Annotated in this window: 21 protein-coding genes; 8 read left to right on the top strand and 13 right to left on the bottom strand. The window is 55.4% G+C overall.

Features of this window, described 5'->3' with window-relative positions:
• Positions 1 to 128: 128 nt before the first annotated feature.
• The 6 genes from VLX68_03360 to yajC form a co-directional block, all read right to left on the bottom strand.
• Positions 129 to 2,570, bottom strand: a complete 2,442-nt coding sequence (locus VLX68_03360) for a glycoside hydrolase family 3 C-terminal domain-containing protein (GenBank protein HUI91265.1) — start codon at positions 2,568 to 2,570, stop codon at positions 129 to 131.
• A gap of 66 nt (positions 2,571 to 2,636) precedes the next feature.
• The gene (locus tag VLX68_03355) at positions 2,637 to 3,032 is read right to left on the bottom strand and encodes a T9SS type A sorting domain-containing protein (GenBank protein HUI91264.1); all 396 of its coding nucleotides are present in this window, start codon (positions 3,030 to 3,032) and stop codon (positions 2,637 to 2,639) included.
• A gap of 237 nt (positions 3,033 to 3,269) precedes the next feature.
• Positions 3,270 to 4,289: a hypothetical protein gene (locus VLX68_03350; GenBank protein HUI91263.1), complete on the bottom strand. Its 1,020-nt coding sequence runs from the start codon at positions 4,287 to 4,289 to the stop codon at positions 3,270 to 3,272.
• A gap of 478 nt (positions 4,290 to 4,767) precedes the next feature.
• The gene (locus tag VLX68_03345) at positions 4,768 to 6,246 is read right to left on the bottom strand and encodes a SpoIID/LytB domain-containing protein (GenBank protein HUI91262.1); all 1,479 of its coding nucleotides are present in this window, start codon (positions 6,244 to 6,246) and stop codon (positions 4,768 to 4,770) included.
• A complete protein-coding gene (def, locus tag VLX68_03340) occupies positions 6,243 to 6,782 on the bottom strand; it encodes a peptide deformylase (protein HUI91261.1) in 540 nt (179 codons plus the stop codon). The genes VLX68_03345 and def overlap by 4 nt, the downstream gene beginning before the upstream one ends.
• 5 nt (positions 6,783 to 6,787) lie before the next feature.
• Positions 6,788 to 7,183 carry a preprotein translocase subunit YajC gene (yajC, locus tag VLX68_03335; protein ID HUI91260.1) on the bottom strand — a complete coding sequence of 132 codons (396 nt, stop codon included), beginning with the start codon at positions 7,181 to 7,183 and terminating at the stop codon, positions 6,788 to 6,790.
• A 296-nt stretch (positions 7,184 to 7,479) separates the two neighbouring features.
• On the opposite strand from yajC, the gene VLX68_03330 reads away from it, so the two are divergent.
• From VLX68_03330 to VLX68_03320, 3 genes are all read left to right on the top strand, one after another.
• Complete coding sequence (locus tag VLX68_03330) at positions 7,480 to 8,331, top strand: SDR family oxidoreductase (GenBank protein ID HUI91259.1); 852 nt, start codon at positions 7,480 to 7,482, stop codon at positions 8,329 to 8,331.
• Positions 8,312 to 8,887 (top strand): hypothetical protein, encoded by a 576-nt coding sequence (locus VLX68_03325; GenBank protein ID HUI91258.1) that lies wholly within the window; start codon positions 8,312 to 8,314, stop codon positions 8,885 to 8,887. The genes VLX68_03330 and VLX68_03325 overlap by 20 nt, the downstream gene beginning before the upstream one ends.
• Before the next feature lie 383 nt (positions 8,888 to 9,270).
• Complete coding sequence (locus VLX68_03320) at positions 9,271 to 10,497, top strand: amidohydrolase family protein (protein HUI91257.1); 1,227 nt, start codon at positions 9,271 to 9,273, stop codon at positions 10,495 to 10,497.
• 148 nt (positions 10,498 to 10,645) lie between these two features.
• Here the strand turns inward: VLX68_03320 and VLX68_03315 are convergent, their stop codons facing one another.
• Positions 10,646 to 13,420: a tetratricopeptide repeat protein gene (locus VLX68_03315; protein HUI91256.1), complete on the bottom strand. Its 2,775-nt coding sequence runs from the start codon at positions 13,418 to 13,420 to the stop codon at positions 10,646 to 10,648.
• Between the two features lie 408 nt (positions 13,421 to 13,828).
• Here VLX68_03315 and VLX68_03310 point away from each other — a divergent pair, with 408 nt between their 5' ends.
• The 3 genes from VLX68_03310 to VLX68_03300 all read left to right on the top strand — a co-directional run bounded on the left by VLX68_03310 (position 13,829) and on the right by VLX68_03300 (position 16,710).
• Positions 13,829 to 14,644, top strand: coding sequence for a hypothetical protein (locus VLX68_03310; protein ID HUI91255.1), 816 nt, complete (start codon positions 13,829 to 13,831; stop codon positions 14,642 to 14,644).
• Positions 14,645 to 14,795: 151 nt separating this feature from the next.
• The gene (locus VLX68_03305) at positions 14,796 to 15,491 is read left to right on the top strand and encodes a right-handed parallel beta-helix repeat-containing protein (protein ID HUI91254.1); all 696 of its coding nucleotides are present in this window, start codon (positions 14,796 to 14,798) and stop codon (positions 15,489 to 15,491) included.
• Between the two features lie 226 nt (positions 15,492 to 15,717).
• A complete protein-coding gene (locus VLX68_03300) occupies positions 15,718 to 16,710 on the top strand; it encodes a class I SAM-dependent methyltransferase (GenBank protein ID HUI91253.1) in 993 nt (330 codons plus the stop codon).
• 194 nt (positions 16,711 to 16,904) lie between these two features.
• Here the strand turns inward: VLX68_03300 and VLX68_03295 are convergent, their stop codons facing one another.
• Positions 16,905 to 17,291 (bottom strand): hypothetical protein, encoded by a 387-nt coding sequence (locus VLX68_03295; protein HUI91252.1) that lies wholly within the window; start codon positions 17,289 to 17,291, stop codon positions 16,905 to 16,907.
• Between the two features lie 261 nt (positions 17,292 to 17,552).
• On the opposite strand from VLX68_03295, the gene ychF reads away from it, so the two are divergent.
• Entirely contained in the window at positions 17,553 to 18,647 is a 1,095-nt protein-coding gene (gene ychF, locus VLX68_03290; GenBank protein HUI91251.1) for a redox-regulated ATPase YchF, read from the top strand.
• A 163-nt stretch (positions 18,648 to 18,810) separates the two neighbouring features.
• Positions 18,811 to 20,034, top strand: a complete 1,224-nt coding sequence (locus VLX68_03285) for a lysophospholipid acyltransferase family protein (protein ID HUI91250.1) — start codon at positions 18,811 to 18,813, stop codon at positions 20,032 to 20,034.
• Positions 20,035 to 20,470: 436 nt separating this feature from the next.
• Here VLX68_03285 and VLX68_03280 read toward each other — a convergent pair whose 3' ends face one another.
• The 5 genes from VLX68_03280 to VLX68_03260 form a co-directional block, all read right to left on the bottom strand.
• A complete protein-coding gene (locus VLX68_03280; protein ID HUI91249.1) occupies positions 20,471 to 21,496 on the bottom strand; it encodes a branched-chain amino acid aminotransferase in 1,026 nt (341 codons plus the stop codon).
• An 18-nt stretch (positions 21,497 to 21,514) separates the two neighbouring features.
• The gene (gene cimA, locus VLX68_03275) at positions 21,515 to 23,143 is read right to left on the bottom strand and encodes a citramalate synthase (GenBank protein HUI91248.1); all 1,629 of its coding nucleotides are present in this window, start codon (positions 23,141 to 23,143) and stop codon (positions 21,515 to 21,517) included.
• 315 nt (positions 23,144 to 23,458) lie between these two features.
• Positions 23,459 to 24,541, bottom strand: a complete 1,083-nt coding sequence (locus VLX68_03270; GenBank protein ID HUI91247.1) for a 3-isopropylmalate dehydrogenase — start codon at positions 24,539 to 24,541, stop codon at positions 23,459 to 23,461.
• 149 nt (positions 24,542 to 24,690) lie between these two features.
• Positions 24,691 to 26,232 carry a 2-isopropylmalate synthase gene (locus VLX68_03265; GenBank protein ID HUI91246.1) on the bottom strand — a complete coding sequence of 514 codons (1,542 nt, stop codon included), beginning with the start codon at positions 26,230 to 26,232 and terminating at the stop codon, positions 24,691 to 24,693.
• 414 nt (positions 26,233 to 26,646) lie between these two features.
• The coding region (locus tag VLX68_03260; GenBank protein HUI91245.1) for an IS3 family transposase at positions 26,647 to 26,757 on the bottom strand (111 nt) is incomplete at its 5' end.

Genomic DNA, 26,757 nt, shown 5'->3' with positions numbered 1-26,757 from the left:
ATGTTATAATTTATATTGGGTTACAAAGGTAACCATGGGCTTGGTAATGTAATAAAATAAACAATCGGCCGGAAAAATAAAAAGTTTTATTTTCCCGGCCGATTAGAAAAACCCTACTGGACTACCGCTTATTGGCACCCGCCTGCTGCAGGATCCAAAGTAATTGATGAAACCAAGGCATTAGGATCATTCGCGTACTTTTCAATGGAAATATTGTAGGTGCTGTTAGGATCAACCGTCCAGCCGGATCCATGTACCCAGTGGGCAAAATCCCATTCTCTCAAATTAAAGTTGACCGTTTGGGTATGGCCCGGGGTCACGCTCACCCTCGCAAATCCCCTGAGCTGCTTTATTGGCCTTGCCGCAATGGGCGTTTTCTGACTCAGATAAAGCTGGACGATTTCGTCGCCAGCTATGGGCCCGTTGTTCGTGACATCGACCGAAACGCTGACCTTTGAGCCGATCGCCGCGCATCTGGGACATACCATATTGCTATAGGTATAAGTGCAATAGTGCAGGCCCCATCCGAACCAGAACAGGGGGATTTTCCCGGTTTTTAAATAATAAGAATATCCCTTTCCGTCGGATGGCCCCTCATACTGGTACTGCTTGCTCGCCGCGCCTTCCGCGGTAAACGGCGGCAGATCCGCAGCAGTCTTGGGGAAAGAAACGCTGAGCTTTCCGCTCGGATTGTAGTCGCCGAACAGAACATCTGCGATCGCGTCACCCTGCCCCTGGCCGGGGAAAAAAGCAACGAGTATCGAAGATGCATTGCTCCATGCGCCCTGGCTCACCGCTGCTCCGCCGGTGAGCACCACGATCGTTTTCTTGCCTGCCGCGAGTATGGATTGGACCAGCGCATTCTGGTCCGTGCCGTCTTCACTGACCGGAAGCACGACATCAGGCCTGTCATGGCCCTCGCACGCGGCATTGTCTTGGGTGGAAGGAATACCGACAAACACGATCACGACGTCGGCATTGGCCCACGTGGTGGTAACCTTTGCGGCCCCGATTTTATTCTGAATAGCCGTGAGGGGTGTCACGATCACATTTTGACATGGGTCGACGCGCGCGCTCGTGCCCTCGCATTCCGCGCCGATTCTCATCAGATTGGCATAGGGCCCGACAACCGCAACGGAATTAAGGGCCGTTTTATTGAGCGGGAGCAGCGGCGCCTGTTTTACGCCGCCCACAAGAATTGAATCGTTTTTAACCAGCACGAGCGATTCGTGCGCTCCCTTGACTGCAAGGGTATCATGGTCAGGACTGTTAATGGTGCTTGTTCCGTTCAAAGCACTGAAATCCGCTACACAGCCAGTCCAGATTTTTCCGCGCAACTGGTCAAGGACCTTCTGGTCAATGGTATCCTGAGGCACGGTGCCGTCGCACATTTTTCCGAAAATATTGACCCAGTCCATTTCGATATCGAGGCCGGAACCGATGGCGGCGGGTCCCATCCACGTGTACCAGTCGGAAACGATGAATCCCCTGAACCCCCATTCCCGTTTTGCAATGCCGGCGAGCAATGAGGTGTCTTCGGTGCAGAGCGTGCCGTTTAATTTATTGTAGGCGGCCATGAGGCCCCACGGCTTCGCCTCTCTCACGACCATTTCAAAGGGATAGGCATAGCTCTGATGCAGCGTTGTGTCGTCCACATTGCTCGATGAAGTTTCCCTGTTCAATTCCTGATCGTTGCAAACAAAATGTTTTGGCACGGCAATAATGCCGTTAGCCTGCCTGCCGCGCGTGTCCACGGTCGCCAACCATGCCGTGAGAAAAGGATCTTCGCCATAGGTTTCAAAGTCCCTGCCGCCGCGCGGGTCCCTCACCATGTTGAGCATGGGAGCGAGGTTAACGTTTTGATTTTGAATGGTATTTTGTCCGCAAGGAGGGTTAGCGGTCTTTGCCTCGCTGCCGATGGCAAGTCCGATATGGTAGGAAAGGCTCGTGTCAAAAGCATTTGCGCGTGCTGAGGGCGCGGGATACAGCGTGGCACATTTGACGTGGTTGGGGTCTCTCATGTTGATTCCCAGCGGTCCATCACACATATGGAACCCCACAACCGTGGTAAAGGGAGAGGGGGCGGTGACGCCGGTCACATCGAAGGTACAGAAACATCCTGTGCCTGCGAGCATGCCGCATTTCTGGCTATTGGGGATTCCTGCAAGTACATTGCGCGCGGTTTTTTCAAGGTTGCTCTGGTCTGCAAGAATCGTAACCGTGGCGGTATATTTGTCGGTGGCCATAGGTGCTGTGGGAAAAGTGCAGTCAAAGAAAATCTCGCGCTTTCCGTTGATACCGTTTGCCCATTGGATCGTGCCCACATCGCCTGAGGTGTTGGAGATGTTGCAGGCAGGCGCGCCGCCCACCGGATTGATTTGCAGGCTGATGCTGAGCGAATCATTGTCGCCGACCCGCAGCCAATAATTGACTTTGCCCGACCAGGTCGTTCCCGAACCGGAAATCACCTTGACCGGTACCACGACGCTGTCCAAATAAGTAGGATAGGAAGGCAGAGCAAATATGCTTGCCGAAAAGATAATGAGTAGTGCAGAGATTTTTTTCAACATGGATTTCCTCCTGGATGGTGCCTTGTATTGGGTTTTATTCAATAGGTCCTTTATTTGATTTGACCATTAATAAAGTATTTTTGCGTTTTTCTTGAATGCTCCATAGGTGAGCGTTGCAAAATAAACGCCGCTCGCCATTCTGGAAGGCATGTTCCAGGAGATCCTTCCCTCCTGAGATTTAATGTCAAACGACCTAATCAATTTTCCCGCAACCGTGAATACGGAGATTTTTCCATTGTCGGCCTTCATGCCGGGAAGAGACCAGGAAAAAGAAATGGCCCCTTTTCCGTTCACCAGCTTCTTACAGGTGAAATACATCGCATCCAAATTGAACAGCCTGGGCTGGTACACGCCCACTCCCTGCACAAAAGAGAATTGCCCACTGGTTGCCGTTTTTGTTTCCGGCGCCGCGAAAACGCAGACTGCCAGGAACAGCACCAGTAACTTGCTTTTAGAAAACATAACCGTACCCCCTTCTGGGATTTTAAATAATAATGGATGAGGATTTGTTATAATAATCAATAAAAATGCATGAATTGTAAAATATAATAATTTTATTTCCCAACAAGACAGTTAATAAAAAACATTAGAGTTTTTTCCGACTCTCACTCCAAGAGAAATTACCGGTTATAAAACGAATCTTTATGACCGGTTCCGCAGGACATTCAGTAATTGCAATCTATCAATTACCCGGATTTATCATCTAATACCCACAGAATATCTTTTAATATAATCGGAATCGGCTACAAGCATGTTCCCGTCTTTATCAAACGAAATTTTCTCCGGAAAAGCGGCTTGAGGGGAACTGTACGGGCTCGTAAAAATGTTTCCTGTTTCCATTCTTGCGATCAGGTCGCCCGCTAGCTTGAAAACCAATATTTTCGGGTCAGAAACCACGTAAATATTCGCCTTTGGGCCTATTGCCACGAAACTACCTACACCCGAAGGACTCCATTTTGATAATATAATGCGAGAAGTATCCACAGTCATATTTTTTTTGGCGTTTCCATTATTAATACTCTGCCTTGAAAGCGAATCAACGGCAAAATAAATAAAATATCCATTGGGAATGGAAAGCCACGATTTTGTAAGCGCATCTAAGTCAATATCAACTACTTGAATTGCGTTTCCAACATCAACCGCATATAATTGGTCATATACACATTCAAGACGCTTCATATAAACATTCATAGTGCATCCGGTTGCCAGGATGCCCATACTATCCGCCTTTATAATCTTTTCATCAACGTCTGTGGTATTTCCTAAAAAAATATTCCCGGAATCGTCAACTGCGATACAGGTTGGAAAAAATCCGAGGTTGCTGAATTTTCTAAGCAGGTTGCCGTCATTGCTAAAAATCTTGACAAAACCGGTATCGTCGACCACAACCACTCTGCCATTTTTCAGAACCCGAAAGTCTAAAATGCCTTGGAATTTTCCCCGGTCAGATCCATTGCCGGTAAAAATATTGATGAAATGGAATACGGAAGTCGCGGTCACCGTGCTCCCGTCGCTCATCAGCCCCGCATCGTCTCGCTTATCAACTGCAACCACTTTATATTCATAGGCCCTATCCTGGTGGACGGTACTGTCTTGGAACAAGGTGTCCTTTACCAGAATCGCCCCGTTTATCGGAGTCTGCACAAAGGCCGAGTCCGTATCCCTCCTGAAAACATTATATCCCTTGACGATGCTCGTATCGGCCCTGTTCCATGTCAATAAAACGGTTTGCAAAAGGGAATCGTATGAAATGGAAAGGTTTTACGGCACGGGAATAACGCTGGATGTAAGGGTGATCACGCCAAGATCGACCGTGTCAGCGGACAGGACCCTCACGCCGGAAGAATCGAAAACTCCATATCCGTAAAGAGCAGGTAAAAAAACCGCACCGTATAATTTACCTCGGCCAGGTTTGTGATTAAAAAGCGGCCCAGCGAATCAATTATGCCGAATTGAAGTGGCTGATAGGTTGTCACAAATGCCTTCCGAGGATCTTCGCCACCGGAGAGAACGATCTGTCCTAAGGGTCGGCAGGTGCCATTGCTTTACACAAAAGAAGATTCCAAAAAAACGGGCCGGGCCCTTAATTTCGCCGAATACAACAGGATAAGCTCTTGTACAAAGTAATGACAACAATTGTGGAATGAAAAAGCGGATATCGAATCATGTCATCTGCGGCTTTATTCTTTGGCTCACATCACTCGGCAACTTTCTTTACCGTTATCCCCGTGTAATACGCTTTTAATATTTCTTCATAGGTTTGCCCCGCCCGTGCCCTGCCAATCGCCCCCATCTGGCACATTCCGACGCCGTGGCCGTATCCCCTGCCCCGCATGGTCACGGTGCCCGTCTGCACCGACACACTCGTGATGCAGCTGCTTTTGAGAATGGGAAATCCCGCCGTGTTCCTGCGGAACACGAACCGGATTTTATCGCCGCCGTACACAAAGGTCCCGTTTGTCGTGCGCACGGTGCATTGCCGCACCCTGCCGCAGGAAAAACGCGCATCAACGGACACGGCGCGCACCTCGCCCGAGGCCGGGTTCTGCGGGAACGCCTCCCGCGAATAGCGGTTGACAATATAAGAAAACTGCGGAAGGGGCCACACCTCCTCCCAGGCAAACGACGGCGACGCCGAGCAGAACGGGCCCGACATCCCGTTGTTGTCGTCAACCGAGCGCAAGTAACCCTGCGCCGGCTTGTTCCACGCGTCCTCGATGCTTGCGGTCCTTCCGCCGCAGGTGGAATGGTAATAGGCGCAGATGAGGCTGTCGCCGTACAGCATGACCTCGCCTCGCGTGGCGCGGATCGCCTTGCTGCAGAGTTCCGATTCCGCGGCAACGCCGCCGTACACCTGGTCGGCGACCGTGGCGGAAAGGTCAAAGGACGAACCCGCGTTGTCCTGCATTTTTCGGTAGGTATAGGTGCGAGCGGCCACCGCCTGCGCCTTGACCGCCTCAACGATGTCGTCGCTTCCCTTGCCCACCTCGAGCGGCACCACCCCGCGCAGATAATCTTCCACGTTGACAAAATTAACGAGCGTGAAAAGGCCGCCCTGTTCAGGCGCGACAATCACCGATCCGCGGCATGACAGGTTTTCGATCTTTACAATGTTGAATTCGCTTTTCGCAAACAAGGTGCAGGGGAGCGCCGCCACGATCCTGCCCAGGCCCGGCGCCTGGAAAAACGCCCTGCCGTACGCGTCGCCGCGCTCGATGACCGCCCCGCCCCGCAGCGACACGGCGCCGGGAGTGCCGCCTTTCAAAAGGTCGAGGGACGACGACGAGAGCACCGCCGCCTGCGACAGACCCTGGAACAGCACGATGCGCACCGTGGTGAAGGGAACGTGAAAAGGCATTTCCGCCGCATTTTCCTTCTGGACAGGGGCTGGTTGCACTTTGTCAAGGCCCCGCCTGTCGCGCATCGTATCCGGTGCGGGTGCGGCATTCTGGGCAACTTGCGCCCCGGTTTCGGCAGGCTGCGGCGGGGGCGCTTTCTTTTTCGGCGATGACAAAAAATACCATCGGGACCCATTCGCCTGGGGCGGCACGCACTCCAATACAACGGCGAATGCGGTAAAAAGAAACGGGATCGCGAGACGGGCGGTCATTTTTGAAAACAAATATAGAAAACGCGGGCGGATCAAAACGGTCTTGCGGAAAAACAACCTGTTCAAACGGCTTTTGCCCTGCGCGAAGGGGCCGGCCGGCCCGGACCCGCGGCGGATATCTTTTTAAGCTTGCTGGAGAGGAGCTTGCGCTGCAGGAGCGACACCTGGTCGATGATGAGCAGCCCGTCGCAATGGTCAATCTCGTGCTGGAGCGCGCGGCACAGAAGGCCGTCCGCCTTTTCGATGAGGATTTCCTTGCCGTTCTCGTCGAATGCCTTTACCGACACGACAGCGGGCCGCTTGATGTCGAGGTGGATGTCGGGAAAGCTCAGGCACCCCTCCTCGCGCTCCTCAAGCTCCTTTGACTTGAAGGTGAATTCCGGGTTGACAAGCACCATGGCCGGCGCCTCCCCCTTGGTGGCGTCGATCACCACGATCCTCCTCGAATCGCCCACCTGCGGAGCGGCCAGGCCCACGCCGTCGCGCTCCTTCATGGTCTCTATCATCTCATCGAGAAATGCCCTGAGCTTCGCGTCAAAGACCGCGACCGGCTTCGCCTTTTTGCGGAGGATGGGATCGCCGTATAAAAGGATTTCGAGCATCCCGGTTATCCTTTTGTTTCCTTCTTGTCGGTACCGTCTGATTTTTCCGGTTTGTCATCGCTGACAACGGAGGAGATGGCGGTCTTTTTGAATTCCACGACCGTGTTGTCGGCGATTTTCACCATCACGGTGCTGTCCTTCACGTTGCCCACGGTGCCGAGCACGCCGCCGATGGTCACGACCTTGTCCCCTTTCTTAAGTTTGTCGAGCATGGTCTGCGTTTCCTTCTGCTTTTTCCGCTGCGGAAGGAATATCAGGACGTAAAAAATCAGGAAAATGATGATGATCAGCAGGAACGGCGCCATGGGATTCGACCCGACCGGTTTCTGGACTGCCTTGTCCTGCGCAAACAGGAGGCACGCGTTGAACAGAACGATGGCGGCAATCAGATGGCTCTTCATGGATCTTCCTTTCGGACAAGTTTAATAGACCATGTAAAAATACAGGTTTGAAATATATATGTCGCCATTCATTTAGGGTTTTCGGTTTAATAAGGGATGATATTTGAAAAAATATGGAGGGGTTCGCATCCCCTCTCCTATTCGGAGAGGGGTGGCCAGGAGGGCCGGGGTGAGGTCAGAAGAAAAAAATTCCAATAACCTTTCTTTCTGACCGCTGACTGCCGATTGCTGACCGCTTTACGCTGATTTAACTTTGCCCCTTTGTTACTTTGTCACTCTGTTACTATTTTATCTCCATGGCCATCACCCCCCTCGCCCTCATCACCGGTGCCACCAGCGGCATAGGAAAGTCGTTTGCCGAAAGCCTTGCGTCGCAGGGATACGACCTTGTCATTACCGGAAGGCGCAGGCAGATCCTCGAGAAGTTCGCGGCGGAGCTTGAATCGCATTACGGCACCTCGGTGAAGGTGGTGATCGCGGACTTCGGCGAGAAAAAAGACCTCGACGGCCTTATCTCTCTTGTCAAGTCCCTTGCCCGCATCGACATCCTCATCAATAACGCCGGTTTCGGCCTTAAAAACGCTTTTGCAATCGAAAGCCCGGAAAACATCGGCAGGATGATACAGGTGCACGCTGCGGCGACGGTGCTGATGACGCATGCCGCGCTTCCCAGGATGATCGCCGCGAAAAAAGGCGTCATCATCAATGTTTCCTCGCTTGCGGCGGTTTTACCGCTGCCGGGATCGGAAATTTATTCCGCGACAAAGTCCTTTCTCAACGGGTTTTCCAAATCCCTTTCACTGTCGTTGCGCAGGCAGGGGATTAAGGTCCAAGCGCTCTGCCCCGGATTCACGCGCACCGATTTCCATGCCAAACTCGACCTTGCCCCTGCTCAACTCAAAAACGCGGGCCCGGTGCGGTGGATGTCGAGCGACGATGTGGTTGCCGAATCTCTTGCTGCGCTGAAGAAGGGAAAAAAGATCGTTGTCGTGCCTGGTTTCTGGAACAAGGCCCTGTACCTTTTTATACGGTTCGTACCTTGGGGATTTTACGCGTGGGTCGTCACGACATTTTTTTTAAGGTCCGATAAGAACCAGGTTTTCAAAAAAAGGGCTGTTAACAAATCAAATGATTCCCCGCCCTCCTAAAATCCTCTTTACCGCCTTCAAACCTTTTGCGGGCCGTCCGGTAAACGGCAGCGAAACCATTATCAAATTCCTGAAAACCTGGAAGTCGCCGTATAAAATTAAAACCGTTGTCATGGATGTGCTGTGGGGCGAGGTAGAACGTGCCGGCCTTGCCGCGGTCAAATCATTCGGCCCGGACATGGTTTTTGCTGTGGGAGAAGGCAATGGGGACTTTGTCAAACTCGAAACCGTCGGCGCCAATCTCCGCGGCGGCGCGGACAATGCCGGCGAAACCGCAACCGGCGAGATAGAGCAGGGCGGGCCCTCCAAACGGCTTTCAAGGTTCTGCTGTTCAATGACGGACCCCCGCGAATTCGCCTTCCCGGTTTCGATCAGCGCGGATGCTGGGATTTACTTATGCAATAATGCCTTGTATACTTTTTTGGGGACGAAGGTGCGGCGTGTGCTGTTCGTCCACATTCCCCCGCAGGGTTCGGTCAAAAACGAGAAATATACCGGCGCCATATTGCCTATTGTTAAGGATTTGTTAAAATCGAATTTTCCGTGGATTGAATAGCTTATATCTCAAATCAGATTCGGAAAAATGGGCGTTCCGATTGGTCAAAAAGTATCTGTGGCTCCAATCGCATCATCAGCCTTTTTTGATTTCCCTCTTCACTTGCAAGATTTTATCATGAAAAAGGACACTTTTTCAGCGGCACTCCGCGGGTGCGCCCAGCTGAAGGATGAATCTTGCCACTCCGGTACCCGGCCACACCCAGGAGGGGGTGTGCCCCCGGATCGCCGCCGCCAGCCTTTCATTCTTATTTTTTGTCAATGAGGCGGCGGAAGCCGGGGGCCAGGGGGAACCTTCCCCCTTCAAAGTATTATTTTTTTATTTATCTTGAACAAAAACCTATCACTATACTTTCTCCTCATTTTTTGTGATACACTATTCCTATGACCACCCTCTACCTCGCGAAATGGATCCTTCTCCCCTCGTTTGAAATCCTGCACAACGGCGCGGTGTCGGTCGACAGCGGGCGCATCGTGAGCGCGGGGCCGAAAAGCTGGGCAAGGCGCGCGGAAAACGAGCGCATGGTCGACCTGGGCGACATGCTCCTTCTTCCCGGCCTCATCAACATCCACACCCATCTCGAGGAAAACGCGTTGCGCGACCTTCCCAAGGCCGAGGAGGAGACCTTTGCGTCGTGGATCGCCAAGCGCGCGACGCGGCTGCGGCAGGTGCCGGACGCGGGCATCGAAAACGCGGTGCGGCTCGGCGGCCGGGAACTGCTTTCGCACGGCATCACCACGGCGGCCGACAGTTCGCGGCGCGGCATTTCCCCCCGCGTGCTCGCGGCCGAGCCGCTGCATTCGTTCGTGTTCCACGAAGCGCATCCGGAAAGCGTTGACGAAGAGGAAAAGCTTGTGCCGTCGCTTTCGGCGCGCATCGGCAAGCCGGCGAAAAGCGGCCGGACCGGAGCCGGGCCCTATGCCCTGTATTCCCTGTCCCCGAAGGCGCACGCTTCGCTTGCCGAATTCGGCAGGCGGCACGGGTATTTGTGGTCATGCCATGTCGCGGAAAGCGCAGAAGAGCTCCAGGCGTTTTCGGACCAGACGGGCGACCTGTATTTCCACATCACCAGAAAAAAGGCCTGGCCTTTCGGCAAGGTGACGCAGGGCTCGATGGATTTTGCGCTCGCCAACAACCTGATCCCGCCCAACGCGATCTGCTTCCATTGCAATTATGTCAACGGCAGGGAGCTCGAGCGGCTCGCCGAGCTTCAGGCGGCCGCGGTGCTCTGCTTCCAGTATTCACAGGAGGCGGGCCACAAGGCGTTCCCGCTTGACGTGGCCATGAAGCGCGGGGTTCTCATCTGCGCCGCGACCGAAAGCCTGTCGTGCGAGCGCTCCGGCAACCTGTTCGACGAGCTGTTCTGCGCGCGCCAAAAATATCCCCATGTCCCGGCGGCGGAAATGCTGCGGTGGATCACGGTCAACCCGGCCCGGGCGCTGGGCGTGGAAGAAGAGCTCGGCGCCATTGCGCCGGGCATGACGGCCGACATCGTGGGCGTGCGGTTTCCGCAAAAGCCGGGAAATGCACTGCTGGACGAACTGATACTCGGGGAACCAGAGGTGAGGTTGGTGATTGTCAATGGGGAGGAGATTATTGCGGATTATTAAAAAAGTGACAGAATAACAAAGTGACAAAGTCAATAATGAGGATTAATCCGCGGATTTTATTCTAAGCCAAGCCGAAAGGCTGGCACAAATTTACATTGTTTATTTCGACGTCAACTGCAAACTGTCAACATCGGAGAGTTTGTCGACATTATTTTATGCTGCTCAGCATCTCATTCACCTTGTCGTCCTTCCCGCCCGCCTTTATATATTTGTTTAAAAACTCCTTTGCCTTTCCATTATCCTTGAGGTCGCTGTAGTAAATGTTGCCGATGATCTTATAGGCGTCGATATACCGTTTCTCGTCGGCTTTGTTGCTCACACACTTCTTGAACGACTCAATAGATTCCTTGAACTTCCCCACCGCGCGGTATTCGTGGCCCAGACCGAAATACAGCGCCGTGTATTTGGGGCTGACCTCAATGCCGTGCAGGAGCGTGGCGAGTGCCTTGTCGTGCAGCTTCTGCCTGCTCAGGGCGCGGCCCATCACGTAAAACACCTCGGGGTTCTTCGGCGATTTCTTCTCCACCTCGGTGTAAAGGTCGAAGGCGGCCTGGCTCTGGCCCATTCCCTCGTACGCCTTGCCCATGCAGAGCGTGAAGTCGACGTTGTGCGCGTCGCGGGCGAGCGCGCTGCCGAAATTTTCCGCCGCCTTTTCAAACTGCTTCTTGACAAGGTTGATGCGGCCCGCGCCCGCGTGCGCGAGAGCGTTTTCGGGCATGATCGCGACGGCGGCATTGTATGCGGCGAGCGCGTCATCGAACCTGTTTTCTTCCTCCGCCAGTTCGCCCTGGATGAGGCGCAGCCACGCGCTTTTGCGGCCGGCCTCGTAGCGGGTGTAAAGCGTCTTGGCGATGTCGAGGCTGTCCATGCGGATGTAAACGGAACACAGGCGGTACAGCGCCTCCTCGCCCTTGGGATTTTCCGAAAAAATCTTTTCGAACATCATGAGCGCGCGGTCGAGATCGCCCGACAGCATCAGCGACACGCCAAGGCCTATGGATGCGGCCTCGCTGAAACTTCCCACGGAAAGCGACTGCTTGTAGAATTTCACCGCAAGGTCGTAATCGGCGTTGGTGCGGTAGATGTCGGCGAGGTATTTATAGCAGGACGCGCAGTTCTTGTCGATCGTGATCGCCTTGAGAAGGATCTGCTTTGCCGTGTCGTCGTACCCGCATTCCCGGTACAATACCCCGGTCCACTGGAGTATCTCGGGATTGGCCGTGTCGCGGGCAAGCGCCTTGGTGATGTAGTCAAGCGCCATTTCTTTTCTTCCCACGTCGTGAGCGGCCTGTACGAATTGCACGATATACGCGTTGTTGTTGGGCTCGATCTGCAGGCAGGTGTTGAAATGCTGAAGGGCGCTGTCTTTTTCTCCCAGCGCAAAAAGCACGCGGCCGAACTCGTAATGCGCCGCCGCCCTGTTCGGGTCAAGAGCGGCGGCCTTTGCCAGGAACTGCCGCGCATAGGTGAATTGGTTGCGGGCCGTGAAGAACCGTCCGTATTCATACTGGGCATCCGCGCTGCCTGATCCGTAGGTGACCGCCTTTTTAAGGTGCAGGAGCCTGGCGGATTCGTTGCCGGTCTTTTCGTAGGCCTTTGCCAGCATGAGGTGTATCTGCAGGTTTGTACTGTCGAGTTCACTCGCGCCTTCAAGCACCGGGATCGCGTCCCGGTATTTCTGGTCCCACATATACATATTCCCCAACTCGAACTTGGGCTGGGAATTCTTCGGGTCTGCAATGGTCCAGTCCTTGAGCACACTTGCGATGTTCTTGCTGTCGTGCTTCATGCGGTAGTATCCGGCGAGCTGCGAGAGCGCCCTGATGTCGTATTTGTTAATGGTGCGCGCGGTCTCGAGCGGCGCGACCGCCGAAGCCGAGTCGTTGAGCCTGCAGTAGCAGGTGCCGAGCATGATCAGGCATTCGGCGTTCAGCGGCTGCAGCGCAACGGACTTTTTAAGCGCCTCGACCGCCTCCTGAAAATGCTCCTGCTGAAAAAAGACCGATCCGAGCTCGCACCACGCCGTTGAATCGTCGGGCACCGCATCAAGGTACTGCCGGTACCAGTTGACGGCGGACGGTCTGTCGCCCTGTTCCGCCAGGCTCTGGCCCAGCATTTTTTTAAACACCGGCTTTGCATTGGGCAGCGAGATTGCTTTTTCGAGCAGCTGCTGCGCCTGCTGGAAAAGCCGGTCCTGCAGCAGCATTGCCGCGAGCCGCTCATAGGTGGGCCAATGCGGCTGATAGTCGGCCAGATTTTTCTGGTAGCATTGCATGGCCTTGTCTTTCTCGCCCATGTCTTCGTACACCTGCCCCATGCGGAAAACATACTCGGTTTTTTTTTCGGCAGGGGCAAAGGCGAGCAGCCGCTCGTAGCACGACAGCGACGCGGCATAGTCGTGCAGGCGCGCGCTTGAAAATGCCAGAAGCTCGAGCGCCTGCCTGTTCTTCTGGTATTTAGGCTGGGAAAGCAGGGCAACGGTCTTGTCGAACTGACCCATCTCGTTGTGCGATTCGGCGAGGATCATGCACAGCTGGTCCTGCGCCGCCACCTGCAGCGGGATTCTCGTGAGCAGGTCAACCACGCGGCCGTAATAGCGGTCGCCGAATTCGAGGATTGCAAGATGAGATACCGCGCGCGGGTCGGCCCCGTATTTTTCAAGGTACTCGGTGTATGCTTTTTTGGCCAAGGCTTTCATCCCCGCCCGCTCAAACCCCTCGCCGGCATTGATGAGGTATTGCCGGTAGGGAACGTTGTCCAGCTGGTATATTTTAATGCAGGTTTCAGCGCCGGCGCTGTCGTGCCTTTCCCTGAACTGCGCATCGGCCGTCTGAATGAGCGCGTTCGCGGTTTTGTCCGAAGGGCCTCCCGCCAGTGCCGGAAACACGCAGCACCATAGGACGCACCCGGCGACGACCGCCATGACTCGGCGGCTCAATTTTGTCGGGTGTATCCTGAAGAACATTTTATCCCTTATGCCTGAAACGCATGACACTTGTTTTGAAATTCTCTATTAGAAAGAGTCGGATTTTTCAACTTGATTATACCATGCAAGAGTTTCATTGACAATACCTTCCCCACATCTTGAAGCGAAAACCGTTGAGCCTGTGGCGTATTGAAAAAATAAAGAATAATCCGGACGATAAAAAATGTTTTTAACGATTTCGGTCAAAAAGCCGGAATGCGATGCCCCCTGCGACATTTTCAATTTTCAAAGCAACAATCTTCCCTATCAATTTATTATTAGGTCTTTTCAATAATTATTTTACCTTACAAGAAACACATAAGGTTCTTTATCACGCACTATCATCCATAATAGAGAAGTTTTCATTTGAAAATCAACAAACAACATATCTACTTCCTCCTCGCCTGCATTTCTTTTTGCGGATGCGCGGATCATTCCAGCGTAAGCCTTTCGCTTGACTTTTCAAAACAAAAAACCTGGCGCTACAGCCTTACCGCGGCGGCAAGCGGCACGGTGGCTTCCGCTGACACGCAGCGGGCGTTTTCCAGCGTGGCGCGCTGCACGCTTTTCGGCACCGTTGATTCATCCGACAAGAGTCGCCTTCACGCGGCGGTCGGCTCTGTTGCGGTGTCCTCCGACATCCTCAGCAAGGCCGACCTGCAGAACCTGGTGGAGCAGGCAAAGGGTGTCAGGCTTGTCTGCGCGCTTAACGACGGCGTGATCGTTCCTGAAGATTCCTCCTCGTTGCCGCTGGTCCGGATCGGGGAATGGGACCTTTTCAAGGACCTTGCGAAAACGGTTCCCGCGCTTCCCAAGATAAAAGTCCGCACAGGCTCCGCCTGGGAACGGGAAAAGACAATCCCGCTCGAAACAAAGCACGGCACTGCCGCGGGCCACCTGTTCCAGTCGTTCTCGCTCGACAGCTTGTTTACAAACAGCAACCATGCCACGCTGGCGCTGGTGCGCTGGAAGTTCACCTACCAAGTGGAATTAAAGAACCCCGACACCGCGGGCATGCTTGACAAAATGCCCACAAAGGGCAGCGGAACGGGCAATGCCATCATCAATGTGACCGGCAAAACGCTCCAAAGCGCGTCGATACATTTTGTGGTGCCCGAGGCGGGGCAGGGCGGCTTTAAAATTTCATTGAAGGAAGATGTCGATTTACAATTGATGAAATAAAGAATTTCCGGGGGAGAAGTATCGGCACTCCCCTCTCCTGGGTGCGGCCGGGTACCGGCAGTGCCAAGATTCACACTACTGCCAGGCGCACCCGCGGAGAGCCGTTAATTGGGAAAAAATTATTTTTTTTATTTTGTAAACTATTATTATTATGAAAACTTTTATATCAACAATCGTTATCATTTTATCTGCCTTAACCTCTGCATCGGCTAAAAACGAATCGTTCACCATTTCCCGCGACACCGTCCTCACCGGCACCTTTGAAGTCCCAGAATCTCTCACCTGCGTCATCAAACCCGGCACCACCATCAAATTCTCCGGCTATTACAAGTTCGTGGTGCGCGGACTGCTCATCGCGCGGGGCACGGCAGCCGAGCCCATCACCTTCACCTGCGTTAACCGGCCGCACGGCGCGGTCGCGCCGCCCTGCTGGTGCGGCTTTTTGATTTACGGGAAAAGAGCCGGCGCCTACTGCCGCAACTGCCGGTTCGAGGGAATGTACCGCGGCCTGGTGTGGGAGGCGGGCCCGGTGTTTGACTCGTGCGAATTCGCGGGCAACCACGTGGGCCTGTACTGCACCAAGCAGGCCGCGCCCCACGTGAAGGACTGCAAATTCTTCCGCAACGTGTACGGCGTTGTCGCGGACTTTGCCACGCCGGTGCTCGTGGACAACGTCATCACCAGCAACACGATCGGCGTGTGCCTGCAGATCGGGTCGCGGCCCCTTGCCGGCCGCAACACCATTTTCGGCAACGGCACCGACGTCCGGAACGAAACGGCGCTCAAGGGCGACACCACCGCCATGGCGATTCAGGGGCTTTGGGAATTGATGAGCGAGTTGTATTAAGTAAATTAATGAGTTGGGCGTTCCCCTCGCCATCGTCAAGACTCAGGCTCGGGTCGGCCGTCCGGTGACAATCAATGATTGTCCAATGGAAAATCCAAAGAGGTTGATTTCTCATTTAGTAATTTGAAATTTCTCAAAGGGGGGATTCCCCCGCCAGAGTATCGTCTAAGGAAATGCCAGCCAAACGCAACAACCTTGTATTTCCGCCGGATTTATTTTGGGGCCCATGATTGATTTCAGGAACATCATCCATATCCAGGACCTCATCGACCTCTATCATGAGGCGCTGCGGTTTCCGCTGCGCGACTTGCTGTCCCGGTTCCGATTACGCAAGAGCTCCCGCACCAGGGCGGCCTGGAGCAGCATCGACCTCCCCGGCAAGGAATGGGGAAACATCAACCGGATCCAGACGCACATCAGTTTGATCACCACCGGTAACTCAAACAGGGAATACTACGACTACATCGCGGAAAAATATCTTAAAGCGCGGCAGCCGCTGATTGCCCTTTCCCTGGGCTCCGGCCGCGGCTACAACGAACTGCGCTGGGCCGGGTATTGCCGGTTCAGGGAATTCCGCGGGATAGAGCTTTCGCCGAAGCTGGTTGCCTTCGCCAACAATCTCGCGGCCGAAAACCGCCATTCTGAAATTACCTTTGCGGCCGGGAACGTTTCGAATATTACTCTGCCGGCCGGCTATTTCGACGCGGTTTTTGTCCAGCACTCCCTGCACCATTTCTCGCGCATGGAAAAGGTTATCGCTATTGTCAATAATTGCCTGAAGCCGGGCGGCCTCTTCATCGTTGACGAATACGCCGGTAAAAACCGGCTGCAGTGGCCGGATGCGCAGCTGCGCCAGGCCAATGAGCTGCTGCGGCAGATGCCCGAGCGCTACCGGAAATTATGGAAACTTGACAAAGTAAAAAAGCACGTGCAGCGGCCGGGCCTGCTCCGCATGTACCTCGCCGATCCCTCCGAGGCCGTGGAATCGGAAAAAATCAGGCCGCTTCTAAACAAACATTTTGAAACGCTCGAGTTGAAGGAGATCGGCGGCCCGGTGTTGTGCCCGCTGTTCCACGACATCGGCGCAAATTTTACTGATGATGATCCCGAGGCGATGCGCATTGTTGACCGTTGCATTCAAACCGAAATGGAACTTTTGAGGCGTGGGGGGATCGCCAGCGATTTTTTCATGGGCGTGTTTGCCAAAAGGGGAAAATAATGATGCAAAGCGGCAATTAAGTTGACATTTAGGAAAAACAACAGCTGGGCGAGAGAGCTTCTCCGATATTTCTTCTTTCCGACCAAAATTGATAACAACCCTTTAGGAAAACCCTACCGGCCTTTATTTTTTCAAGTATTTGTATTAGCGAAACATCTCACCTTATTTTTATCCCTTGCGAAGATTTCTTCATTTTAACACGACCCTTCCCAAATCTCCCCCCTCCCAAACCCATACAAAAACAATCCCGCGAACATCGGCACATGCAACGCGATGGTCACGGCCGCGAGCGCGAAAACCGCGACCGGAGAGGCTTTTCCGATGTCCGCCTGCACGGAAGCGGGCGGGAACACGAAAAAATACACCGGTATCCAGCAGAGAAAAGCCGCGAAGAAAATCCGCCAGAAAAGCCTGGCTACAAGCTGCTTTTTCCAGCAAAAACCGAACAGGCCGGCGAGCGCGACGAGAAAAAATCCCATGTCGACCATTTCCCACACGCGGCGCTCATACGGCATGATGAACGAGACCAGGTCGAGCGCCAGCACGGCCCAGAAGTAATATTTCCACAAAAGCGTTTTCATCCATTCTGTAATGTAGAACGAAGCGCCCTGGCGGGGCAAGGAAATAATATTAGGATTGAGCAAAGAATCATGCGGATGCTATATTAGGAACACAATCAAGAGAACCTCTAAAAATATTATGGACACCTGTCACTCCCGCGAAAGCGGGAGCCCATCTTCTCCTCTGGAATACGAGGATGGATTCCCGCTTTCGCGGGGATGACATTATCATAAAACAATTTTTAAAGGCGCTTTAAGGCCACATCAACTCTGGGAATTTTCATGGGACTTTCCGCGGGCATCGCGGGCCTGCCCAACGTGGGCAAATCCACCTTGTTCAACGCGCTGTGCAGCGGCAGGGCGCAAGTGGAGAATTACCCGTTCACCACCATCGAGCCGAACACGGGCATCGTGGCCGTGCCCGACGACAGGCTCAGCCGCGTCACGCTGCTGTGTCCCACGCAAAAAGTGGTTCCCGCGTTTCTGGAGCTCGTTGACATTGCGGGACTCGTGAGGGGCGCGTCAAAGGGCGAGGGCCTCGGTAACCAGTTTCTCGGCCACATAAAAAACGTGAATGCCGTGGTGCACGTGGTGCGCTGCTTTGAAGACAGCAACATCGTGCACGTGGAAGGCGGCATTGATCCGGTGCGCGACGCGGGCCTTGTCGAGACCGAGCTCATGCTCGCCGACCTGGGAACGGTGGAGCGCGCCATTTCCCGCGTGGAAAAAGCCGCAAAATCCGGCGACAAGGAGCTCAAGGAGCAGCTGGCGGTTTTTCAAAAGGCATTCGATTCGCTCGGCGCCGGCGTTCCCGCGAGAAAAATGCCCACGAACGCGGAAGAATCCATTGCACTTGCCGAGCTCAACCTTCTCACGGCAAAACCGGTTCTCTACGTTGCCAACGTCGATGAAAATGCCGCGCTTAAGGACAATGCTCACGCGGCTGCGCTGCGAAAGTATGCCGCGGCAAACGGCGCGGACATGGTGCGCATCTGCGGCAAAATAGAGGCCGAAATCGCCGACCTTCCCGAGCAGGAGCGGCCGGAGTTCCTGGCCGGGCTTGGCCTTGACAAATCCGGACTTGCCTTGCTCGCGCAGGCGATTTACCGGCTGCTCGGCCTTGAGACGTTTTTCACGGCAACGCCAAAGGAAAACCGCGCATGGACCATAGCAAAAGGCACCCACGCCGTAAAGGCAGCCGGGATCATTCATTCCGATTTTGAAAAGGGGTTCATCCGCGCCGAAGTGTTCACGCTGGAGGAGCTGGAGCATTACAAATCGGAAGCCGCCCTGCGGGCGGCGGGCAAGGTAAGGGCTGAGGGAAAAGACTATGTGATTAAAGACGGGGATATTGTTTTCTTTAGGTTTAATGTTTAAAAATTTCACCATAGAGGCATAGGGAGCGCAGGGGAAAATTGTCTCGCCAAGCACGCAAAGTAACCGATACTTATTTTTTAGGCATCTTTGCCTTCCTGAGGAGAGGTTTTTTTTCTTCTTGGTGTCCTTTGTTTCTCCGTGGTGATTTTTTTTGGATCCTTGAATGAAACACAGGCTTATTTACCTATACCGTTGGATCATGTGGAACATCTTCTCCCGCGTTTTCGTGCGCGGGTACCTCATGCCGCTGTTCCATTTTAGCAAGACAAAGGATTCCGACCCCTTTCCCAAGCCGCCGTTCGTCGTTGTGTCGAACCACGGAACCTTCTTCGACCCGTGGATCATCGGGTACTACAGCAGGTACCCATTCGCCATCATGTGCAACGACGAGGCGTTCACCCGGGGCGCAGTCTCGCGGTGGTACCTGAAGAGCATCGGCGCGTTTCCCAAAAAGAAAGGCGCGTCCGATTTCAAGGCCATAAAGAAGACCGTTTCCCTTTTGTCAGACGGGTGTCCGGTGTGCATCTTCCCCGAAGGACAGACCACCTGGGACGGCGAGACCCAGCTTATTTACAGGGGCATAGAGAAAATCGTGCGAAGGACCGGGGCAAGCCTCGTGCTCTGCCGCGTTGCGGGAAACTTTCTCACCAAACCGTGGTGGGCCGATTCCATTCGCAAGGGTCGCATCACCGTAACCTATAAAAGTCTTGACCCCGGCCAGATAAAGGCCCTTTCCGATGACGAATTGTTTGACAAAATGCGGACGTTCATCGAGCATAACGACATCAAAGATCCGTCAAACACCGATGCGATTTTTTCCGGCAGGAGACTGGCCGAGGGCCTGGAGCGTTTCGTGTGGACGTGCATGCATTGCGGAGCGGAAGACACGCTTTCGGCGTCGGGCGACACGATCGCCTGCGGCGCCTGCGGCTCGTCGTGGACGATCAGCGCGACCTGCAGATTGACGCCCGGGAAAAATGCGACACAATCTTGCGCCGACCTGTTCGACTGGGCGCTTTTACACCGGCAGAAGGTGATCGAAAAAATAAGGACCGCCGGCGCCGGCGCGGTGCTTGCAAAAAGCGACGGCGTCGCGATGCTGACCGGCGACACCAATGCCTCGTTCTCCCCTGCCGGCAACGGCTCGCTTTCCCTTATCGCAAGCACGCTCTCCTTTTATCCCGATGATCCAGCCGGCGATCCGCTGATGTTCGACGTGCAGAAACTTTCGAACGTGGTGATCCAGAAAAAGGACATCGTGGAATTTATCTATGCGGGCAGGTATTACAGATTTGTATTTGACCATCTGAGCATAATGAAGTGGATTTATTATTTGAGGTATTTGCGGGGGTATGAAAAGTGTGAGCTGCAGGGATATATAGAATAATTTAAATCATTTCCGGGGGAGATACCTCTCCCCCGGCCTCGGCCTCCTCGTCCCTTGCGGGACTGCGGGGTCCTCGGCAGCGCTTTCCGCCCTTCCCAGTTGGGCAGGCGCTTTCCTCTCCTGGGTGCGGCCGGGTACCGTCAGTTGCAAGATTCATCCATCCGCTGGGCGCACCCGCGACCCGCAGTTGTAAAGTACAAATATTTCAGGCATCCTAAAAACTATAATATTCTTCTTCCACCGTGTAAGGCCTGCACTGCCGCAATCGGGTCGCCAGCCACTGCAGAAGCTCGCACACCGTGGGAGTTTCGGCGCCAAAGAGGGGATGTGGGTCCAGACAACCGGCGGCGAAATAAAAAGGGGCGCATGATGATGCGCCCCTACATGACGCCGGTTGGCTGGACCCAGGGGGAGACTTCCCCCACCAAAATTGTAATTACTTTACATCTACTTTGTACATCCAGTGATGCCTGTCCTTGATCTCGCCGTACTGGATTCCCGTTATCTCGTTGTACAGTTTTGTCAAGGTCGGACCAGCCTCGTGCTCCTTGCCGAAAGTAAAGAGCTTTTTCCCGTAGCGGATGGAATACACGGGCGTGATCACCACCGCGGTGCCGCAGGCGCCCACCTCGGCGAACCGTGAAAGCTCGGTGACCGGAATTTTCCGGCGCTCGACCGTGAGGCCGAAGTCCTTCGCGATCACCTGCAGGCTCATGTTGGTGACGCTCGGGAGCACCGACGTTGATTCGGGCGTGACATACGCGCCCTTCGTGGTGATGGCCAGAAAATTCGACGTGCCGAACTCGTCGATGTACTTATGCGTGGCGGAATCAAGGTACAGGCAGATGGGGTAGCCTTTTTCTTTTCCGTCAAGATCGCCCATCATGCCTGCAGCGTAGTTGCCGCCGGCCTTGATGTTGCCCACGCCCTTGGGCGCGGCCCGGTCGTACTGCTCCTGGATGTAGGCCTTGACCGGGTAGAACCCGTTCTTGTAATACGGCCCCATGGGCGTTGCGAGCATGATGAGCACGTATTCCTCCGACGGGTGCACGCCGATGTGCGGGCTGCTGCCGACAAGCACCGGTCGCAGATACAGGCTCGCGCCCGTGCCGTAGGGCGGTACGTACGCTTTGTTGAGCATGATGAGCTTCTCCGCCGCGGAAAGAAAAAGCTCCTGGGGCGGCGGCTCCATCACGAGGCGGCGCGCCGAGCTTATCAGGCGCTTTGCGTTCTCGTCGGGCCGGAACATGGCAACCGTGCCGTCCTTGCGGCAAAACGCCTTGAGCCCCTCGAAGCATGCCTGGCCGTAGTGAAGGCACGTCGCCGCGATGTGGAGCGTGATGCGGGGATCGGTGCAAGTATGGATCTTGCCCCATTTCCCGTTCTTGAATTCGCATTTGACATAATGCTCGGTCTGCAGGTACTGAAAGCCGAGGTTTTTCCAGTCGATGTTCCTTGCCATAGCGTTTCTCCGGTTTATCTATTTTTGCCGCTTTCGAGGCCTATCGTCCTTGCGTATCTTTCCGTCCGCTTCCGCGAGCCCGTCCTTCATGAGCTTGTATTTGAGGCTGTCGATGAGCGCGAGCCACGACGCCTCGATGACGTTGGTGGACACGCCCACGGTACCCCACCGGTCGCGGCCGTCCGACGACTCGATGAGCACGCGCACCTTTGCCGCGGTGCCTTCTTTTCCGTCAAGCACGCGCACCTTGAAGTCCTCGAGCTTCACCTCGCGCAGGTTCGGGTAGAACTTTACCAGCGCCTTGCGCAGCGCGTTGTCGAGCGCGTTGACCGGCCCGTCGCCCTCGGCCGCGGTGTGCTCGTACACGCCGTCCTTCTTGAGTTTTATCGTCGCCTCAGAAAACACGTCGCCGCTCTCGCGCTTTTCCTCGATCACCCTGAACCCTTTGAACTCAAAGGTCTCGGCAATCCGCCCCAGCATTTCCTGGGCGATGAGCTCGAACGACGCGTCGGCCGCCTCGAACTGGTAGCCGTCGCCCTCGAGCGCTTTTATTTTCGCCAGCAGTTTTTTCACCACGGGATGGTGCTTGCCGAGTCCCGGCCTCGCCTGCGAGAGCTTCTGGAGGATGGTGCTCTGCCCGGCTTGCGACGACACCACGAACTGCCGCGTGTTGCCCACGCTCTGGGGCTTCACGTGCTCGAACGATTCTTCGGCCTTGCGCACACCGTCGGCGTGCGCGCCCGCCTTGTGCGTGAACGCGCATTCGCCCACGTAGGGCTGGCGCATGTTGTGCGCCTCGTTGGCCACCTCGGAAACGAACACCGACGCCTCGGTGAGCTTCTGCAGCGCCTGCGGCGCGAGCACGGCGCAGCCGCGCTTGAGCTGCAGGTCCGGTATGACGGTGCACAAATTCGCGTTGCCGCAGCGCTCGCCGAGGCCGTTCATGGTGCCCTGCACCTGCACCGCTCCCTCGCTCACCGCGAGCAGCGAGTTGGCGTCGGCGCAGCCCGCGTCGTTGTGCGTGTGCACGCCCAGGCCGCAGCGCACGGCGCGCTTCGCGGCGCGCCATGTGTCAACGAACTCGTCCGGCAGGGTTCCGCCGTTGGTGTCGCACAGCACGATCACGCCGGCGCCCGCGTCCTGCGCCGCCGCGAGCGTCTCGAGCGCGTAGTCCTTGTTGTGCCGGTACCCGTCGAAAAAATGCTCGGCGTCGTAGATCACCTCGTCGACGCGCCTTGACAGGTACGAGACCGTGTCGTGGATGAGCTCCAGGTTCTGCTCGAGCGTCACCTTGAGCACCTTGGTCGCGTGCAGGTCCCACGATTTCCCGAACACCGTCACCACGGGCGCGCCGGACTTAAGCAGCATCTGTACATACGGATCGCTTGTGCAGGTGTGGCGCGGCCTCCTCGTTGACCCGAACGCCGCGATCTTCGAGGCGAGCCCGAGCTTTTTCACCCGTTTGAAAAAGTCGACGTCGGCATTGTTGGTCGCGTTGGGCCACCCGCCCTCGATGTAATGGATGCCGAGGTCGCTCAGCCGCGCCGCGATGCGCAGCTTGTCGGAAACGGAAAGGCTTATGCCGAGCGCCTGGTTGCCGTCGCGCAGGGTGGTGTCGTAGATTTGGATTTGTTTTGGTTGATTCATTTTTTATTTCTTCTTCTTATTATTATTACCTATAAATTTGGGCGTTTCCCTCGCCTTCGTCAAGACTCAGGCTCGGGCCGGTCTCCCTCCGGGCTCGGCTATTCGCCTCGTTGCCGGACCGCCCGATGCCGCTGCCGCGGCGGGGCCGGCCGGCAATTCGCTCTCGCTCACCCTCCGGTCCACCTAACGCTTCGGCGGATATCTTATTTGTCAAACCACTCCCGTTACTCCGATCGAATTCCTTATTGTCACATCAAACCAATTATTACTCCTCTGATCAGCCACCGCTTCGGCGGGGCGCCCAGATCTTTTTTATCATCTCACGAACGACGCGACAAAATCACCCATTTCATTCGTGCTCATCCCCATTTTTCCCGCCGCGAGGCTCTTGATCTTGCCGGATGACAATGCATCAAATATCGCCCGTTCAATTGCGCTTCCCGCGGCCGTTTCTCCCAAAGTGTCAAGCATCATTCCGCCGGCTGCGATCGCCGCGAGCGGGTTGATCACGTTCTTGCCCGTGTACTTGGGCGCGCTGCCGCCCATGGGCTCGAACATCGATACGCCCTGCGGGTTGATGTTGCCGCCCGCCGCAATGCCCAGGCCACCCTGGATCATGGCCGCCAGGTCGGTGATGATGTCGCCGAACAGGTTCTCGGTGACCACGACGTCGAACCATTCGGGGTTCTTGACAAACCACATATTCGCCGCGTCGACATGGTTGTAGTCCCGTTTGAGCCCAGGATATTCCTTTGCGCCCATCTCCTCGAATGCGCGGAACCACAGGTCGCCGCAATGGGTCAGCACGTTGCGCTTGTGCACCAGCGTGATCGGCTTCGCCGCGTAGTGTGCATTGCCCGCGTTGCGTTTTTTCTTGAGCTCGAACGCATAGCGCAGGCAGCGGTCAACGGTCTGGCGGTCGTACACCATGACCTGCGTGGCGACCTCCTGGGGCGTGCCCTTGCGCGACACGCCGCCGATGCCGGTGTAAATGCCGCCCGTGTTCTCCCGCACCACCACGAAATCGATGTGCTCGGGCTTTTTATCCTTGAGCGGCGTTTCGACGTTCGGGTACAGCTTGACAGGCCGTAAATTTATGTACTGGTCGAGCGCGAAGCGCGCCTTGAGCAGGATGCCGACCTCCAGAATACCGGGCTGCACGTCGGGATGGCCGATGGCGCCGAGATAAATGGAGTCGTGCTTGCGCAATTCGTCAAGCGCACTGTCCGGGAGCGTCTCGCCCGTTTTCAGATAGCGCTCGCCGCCGAAATCATAATTGACGTAGTTCAGCTTCACCTTGTGCTTCGCGCACGCGGCGTCAAGTACCTTGATGCCTTCCCGGACCACTTCCGGGCCTGTTCCGTCGCCGGGAATGACGGCTATGTTGTATGACTTCATCAAAAAACCCCGCTCCTTTTTAAAAAAGTGACAAAGTTACAAATCCAAAAGTTTGGCCATGAATCATCGGGAGATTGCCTCGTCGTTTCGCTCCTCGCAATGACACACTCTTTCTTTTCAACCTTTCAACTCTTTAGCCCCTCAACTCCTTATTTGTTAATCGGCAATTTCTTCCTGAACTTTCTCATCCTTGCTATCTTATTGACAATATCCATATAGGCCAGCGCCGACGCTTCAACAATGTCGGTGCTCGTGCCGACGCCCACGAACAAACCCTCGGCCGCCCTGCCGTTGATGGTCACGCGTCCCTGCGCCTCGCGGCCGCCCGTGACCGCCTCGAGGTGGTAGTTCTCGATGGTAACACTGCAGCCCGTGATCCGGTCGATGGCCTTGGTCGCGGCGTCCACCGCGCCGTCGCCGGTCGCGGCCTCCTGGACTTCCTTTCCGTCAAACGCGATGCGCGCCGTTGCCGTGGGCACGGTGCCGCGGCCGCTCGACACGTTGAGGTACGAAAGCGCGTACCGGTCGGCCATGCCCTGGCCGTCCTTCGATTCCATGAGCGCGATCAGGTCGTCGTCGTACACCGAGCCCTTCTTGTCGGCCAGCGCGATGAACCGCCGGTAAAATTCCCCGATGTCAAACTCCGCCTCCCGGTACCCGAGCGCCGTGAGGCGCGCCTTCACCATGTGGCCGCCCGAACGGCTCGTCAGGTTCATGCGGCTCTCCTTGAGCCCCACCGATTCCGGCGTCATGATCTCGAAGGTCTGCGTCGCCTTGAGCACGCCGTCCTGGTGTATGCCTGACGAATGCGCGAACGCGTTGCCGCCCACGATCGCCTTGTTCGGCTGCACCGGCATGTTGCAGGTCTCCCGCACGAGGCGGCTGGTGCGCATTATTTCCTTTGTGTCAACTCCTACCTCGCAGGCGAACAGGTCGCGCCGCACCGCGAGCGTCATCACCACTTCCTCGAGCGCGGTGTTGCCCGCGCGCTCGCCGATGCCGTTCACCGCGCATTCCACCTGGCGCGCGCCGTGCGCCACAGCGGTCACCGAGTTGGCGGTCGCCATGCCCAAATCGTTGTGGCAGTGCACCGAGATGATCGCCTTGTCGACATTCGGCACCCGGTTGAACAGCATGTCGATCTGCCCCGCGAACTGCTCCGGCGTGGTGTAGCCGACGGTGTCGGGAATGTTGATCGTGCGCGCGCCGCACCGTATGGCGAGCTCCACCACCGCACACAGGAAATCGTCCTCGGTACGGCCCGCGTCCATGGGCGAGAACTCCACGTCGCCGCACAGGCGGTGCGAGAGCTTCACGCTGCGCCTGATCATCTCGAGCACCTCTTCCTTCGATTTCCTGATCTGCCGCTGCCGGTGGATCGGCGACGTGCCGATGAACGTATGGATGCGCGGACGCGCCGCCGCCTTTATGGCTTTTGCGCACGTGTAAATGTCCTTGTCGATCGCGCGCGCCAGGCCGCAGATCACGGGCCCCCTGATCTCCCTCGCAATGGTCGACACGCTCGTGAAATCGCCGGGCGAGCTTATGGGAAACCCGGCTTCTATTATGTCAACCTTGAGCCGGGCCAGCTGCCGCGCGATGCGCAGTTTCTGGTCAACCGACAGGCTCGAGGGCAGGGCCTGCTCACCGTCGCGTAAGGTTGTGTCGAAGATGAATACTTTGTCTTTCATGAGTTCTTCTTTCTCAGTATGAATCTGGGCGTTCCCCTTCGCTGCGCTCAGGGTCGGTTCTCCCTCCGGTCTCGGGCTCGCCCTCGGGCCGCCTCGGCCCTATGCCGCGAGTACGCGGCCGGGTCCGGGCGGCACCGCGCTCCAGCGCGGCCTCCGGTCGCCCCTAACGCTCGGGAATAAGAAAACCATTCTGTCAAGTACTCTGTCCGCGCCATCCGCATTCGCAATAATCATCAACCAAAGACTCTTTCACAATTTTTCAACTCTTCAACGCTTTTTCTTCTCAACTGCTCCACGTGGGTGCCGCCACAACAATGCATGGTCTAGCATCTGTTTTGTCAAGGCGGCCACCCAAGAGGGGGTAGCGGAGGACGCCGAAGGCGGTGATCTTGCCCCGAAACTGTGGACACTAATTTAAGGTGTCAAAGATACGTTTTCGAACTCAACCGGACTTTTATATCCCAGAGTCGAATGCAATCGCTGACGGTTATAAAAAGATTCAATATACTCGAAAATATGCTGTCT

It is taken from the genome of Chitinivibrionales bacterium, assembly GCA_035516255.1.
Lineage (GTDB): Bacteria > Fibrobacterota > Chitinivibrionia > Chitinivibrionales > FEN-1185 > FEN-1185.
This window is presented reverse-complemented; position numbering and strand designations above follow the sequence as displayed.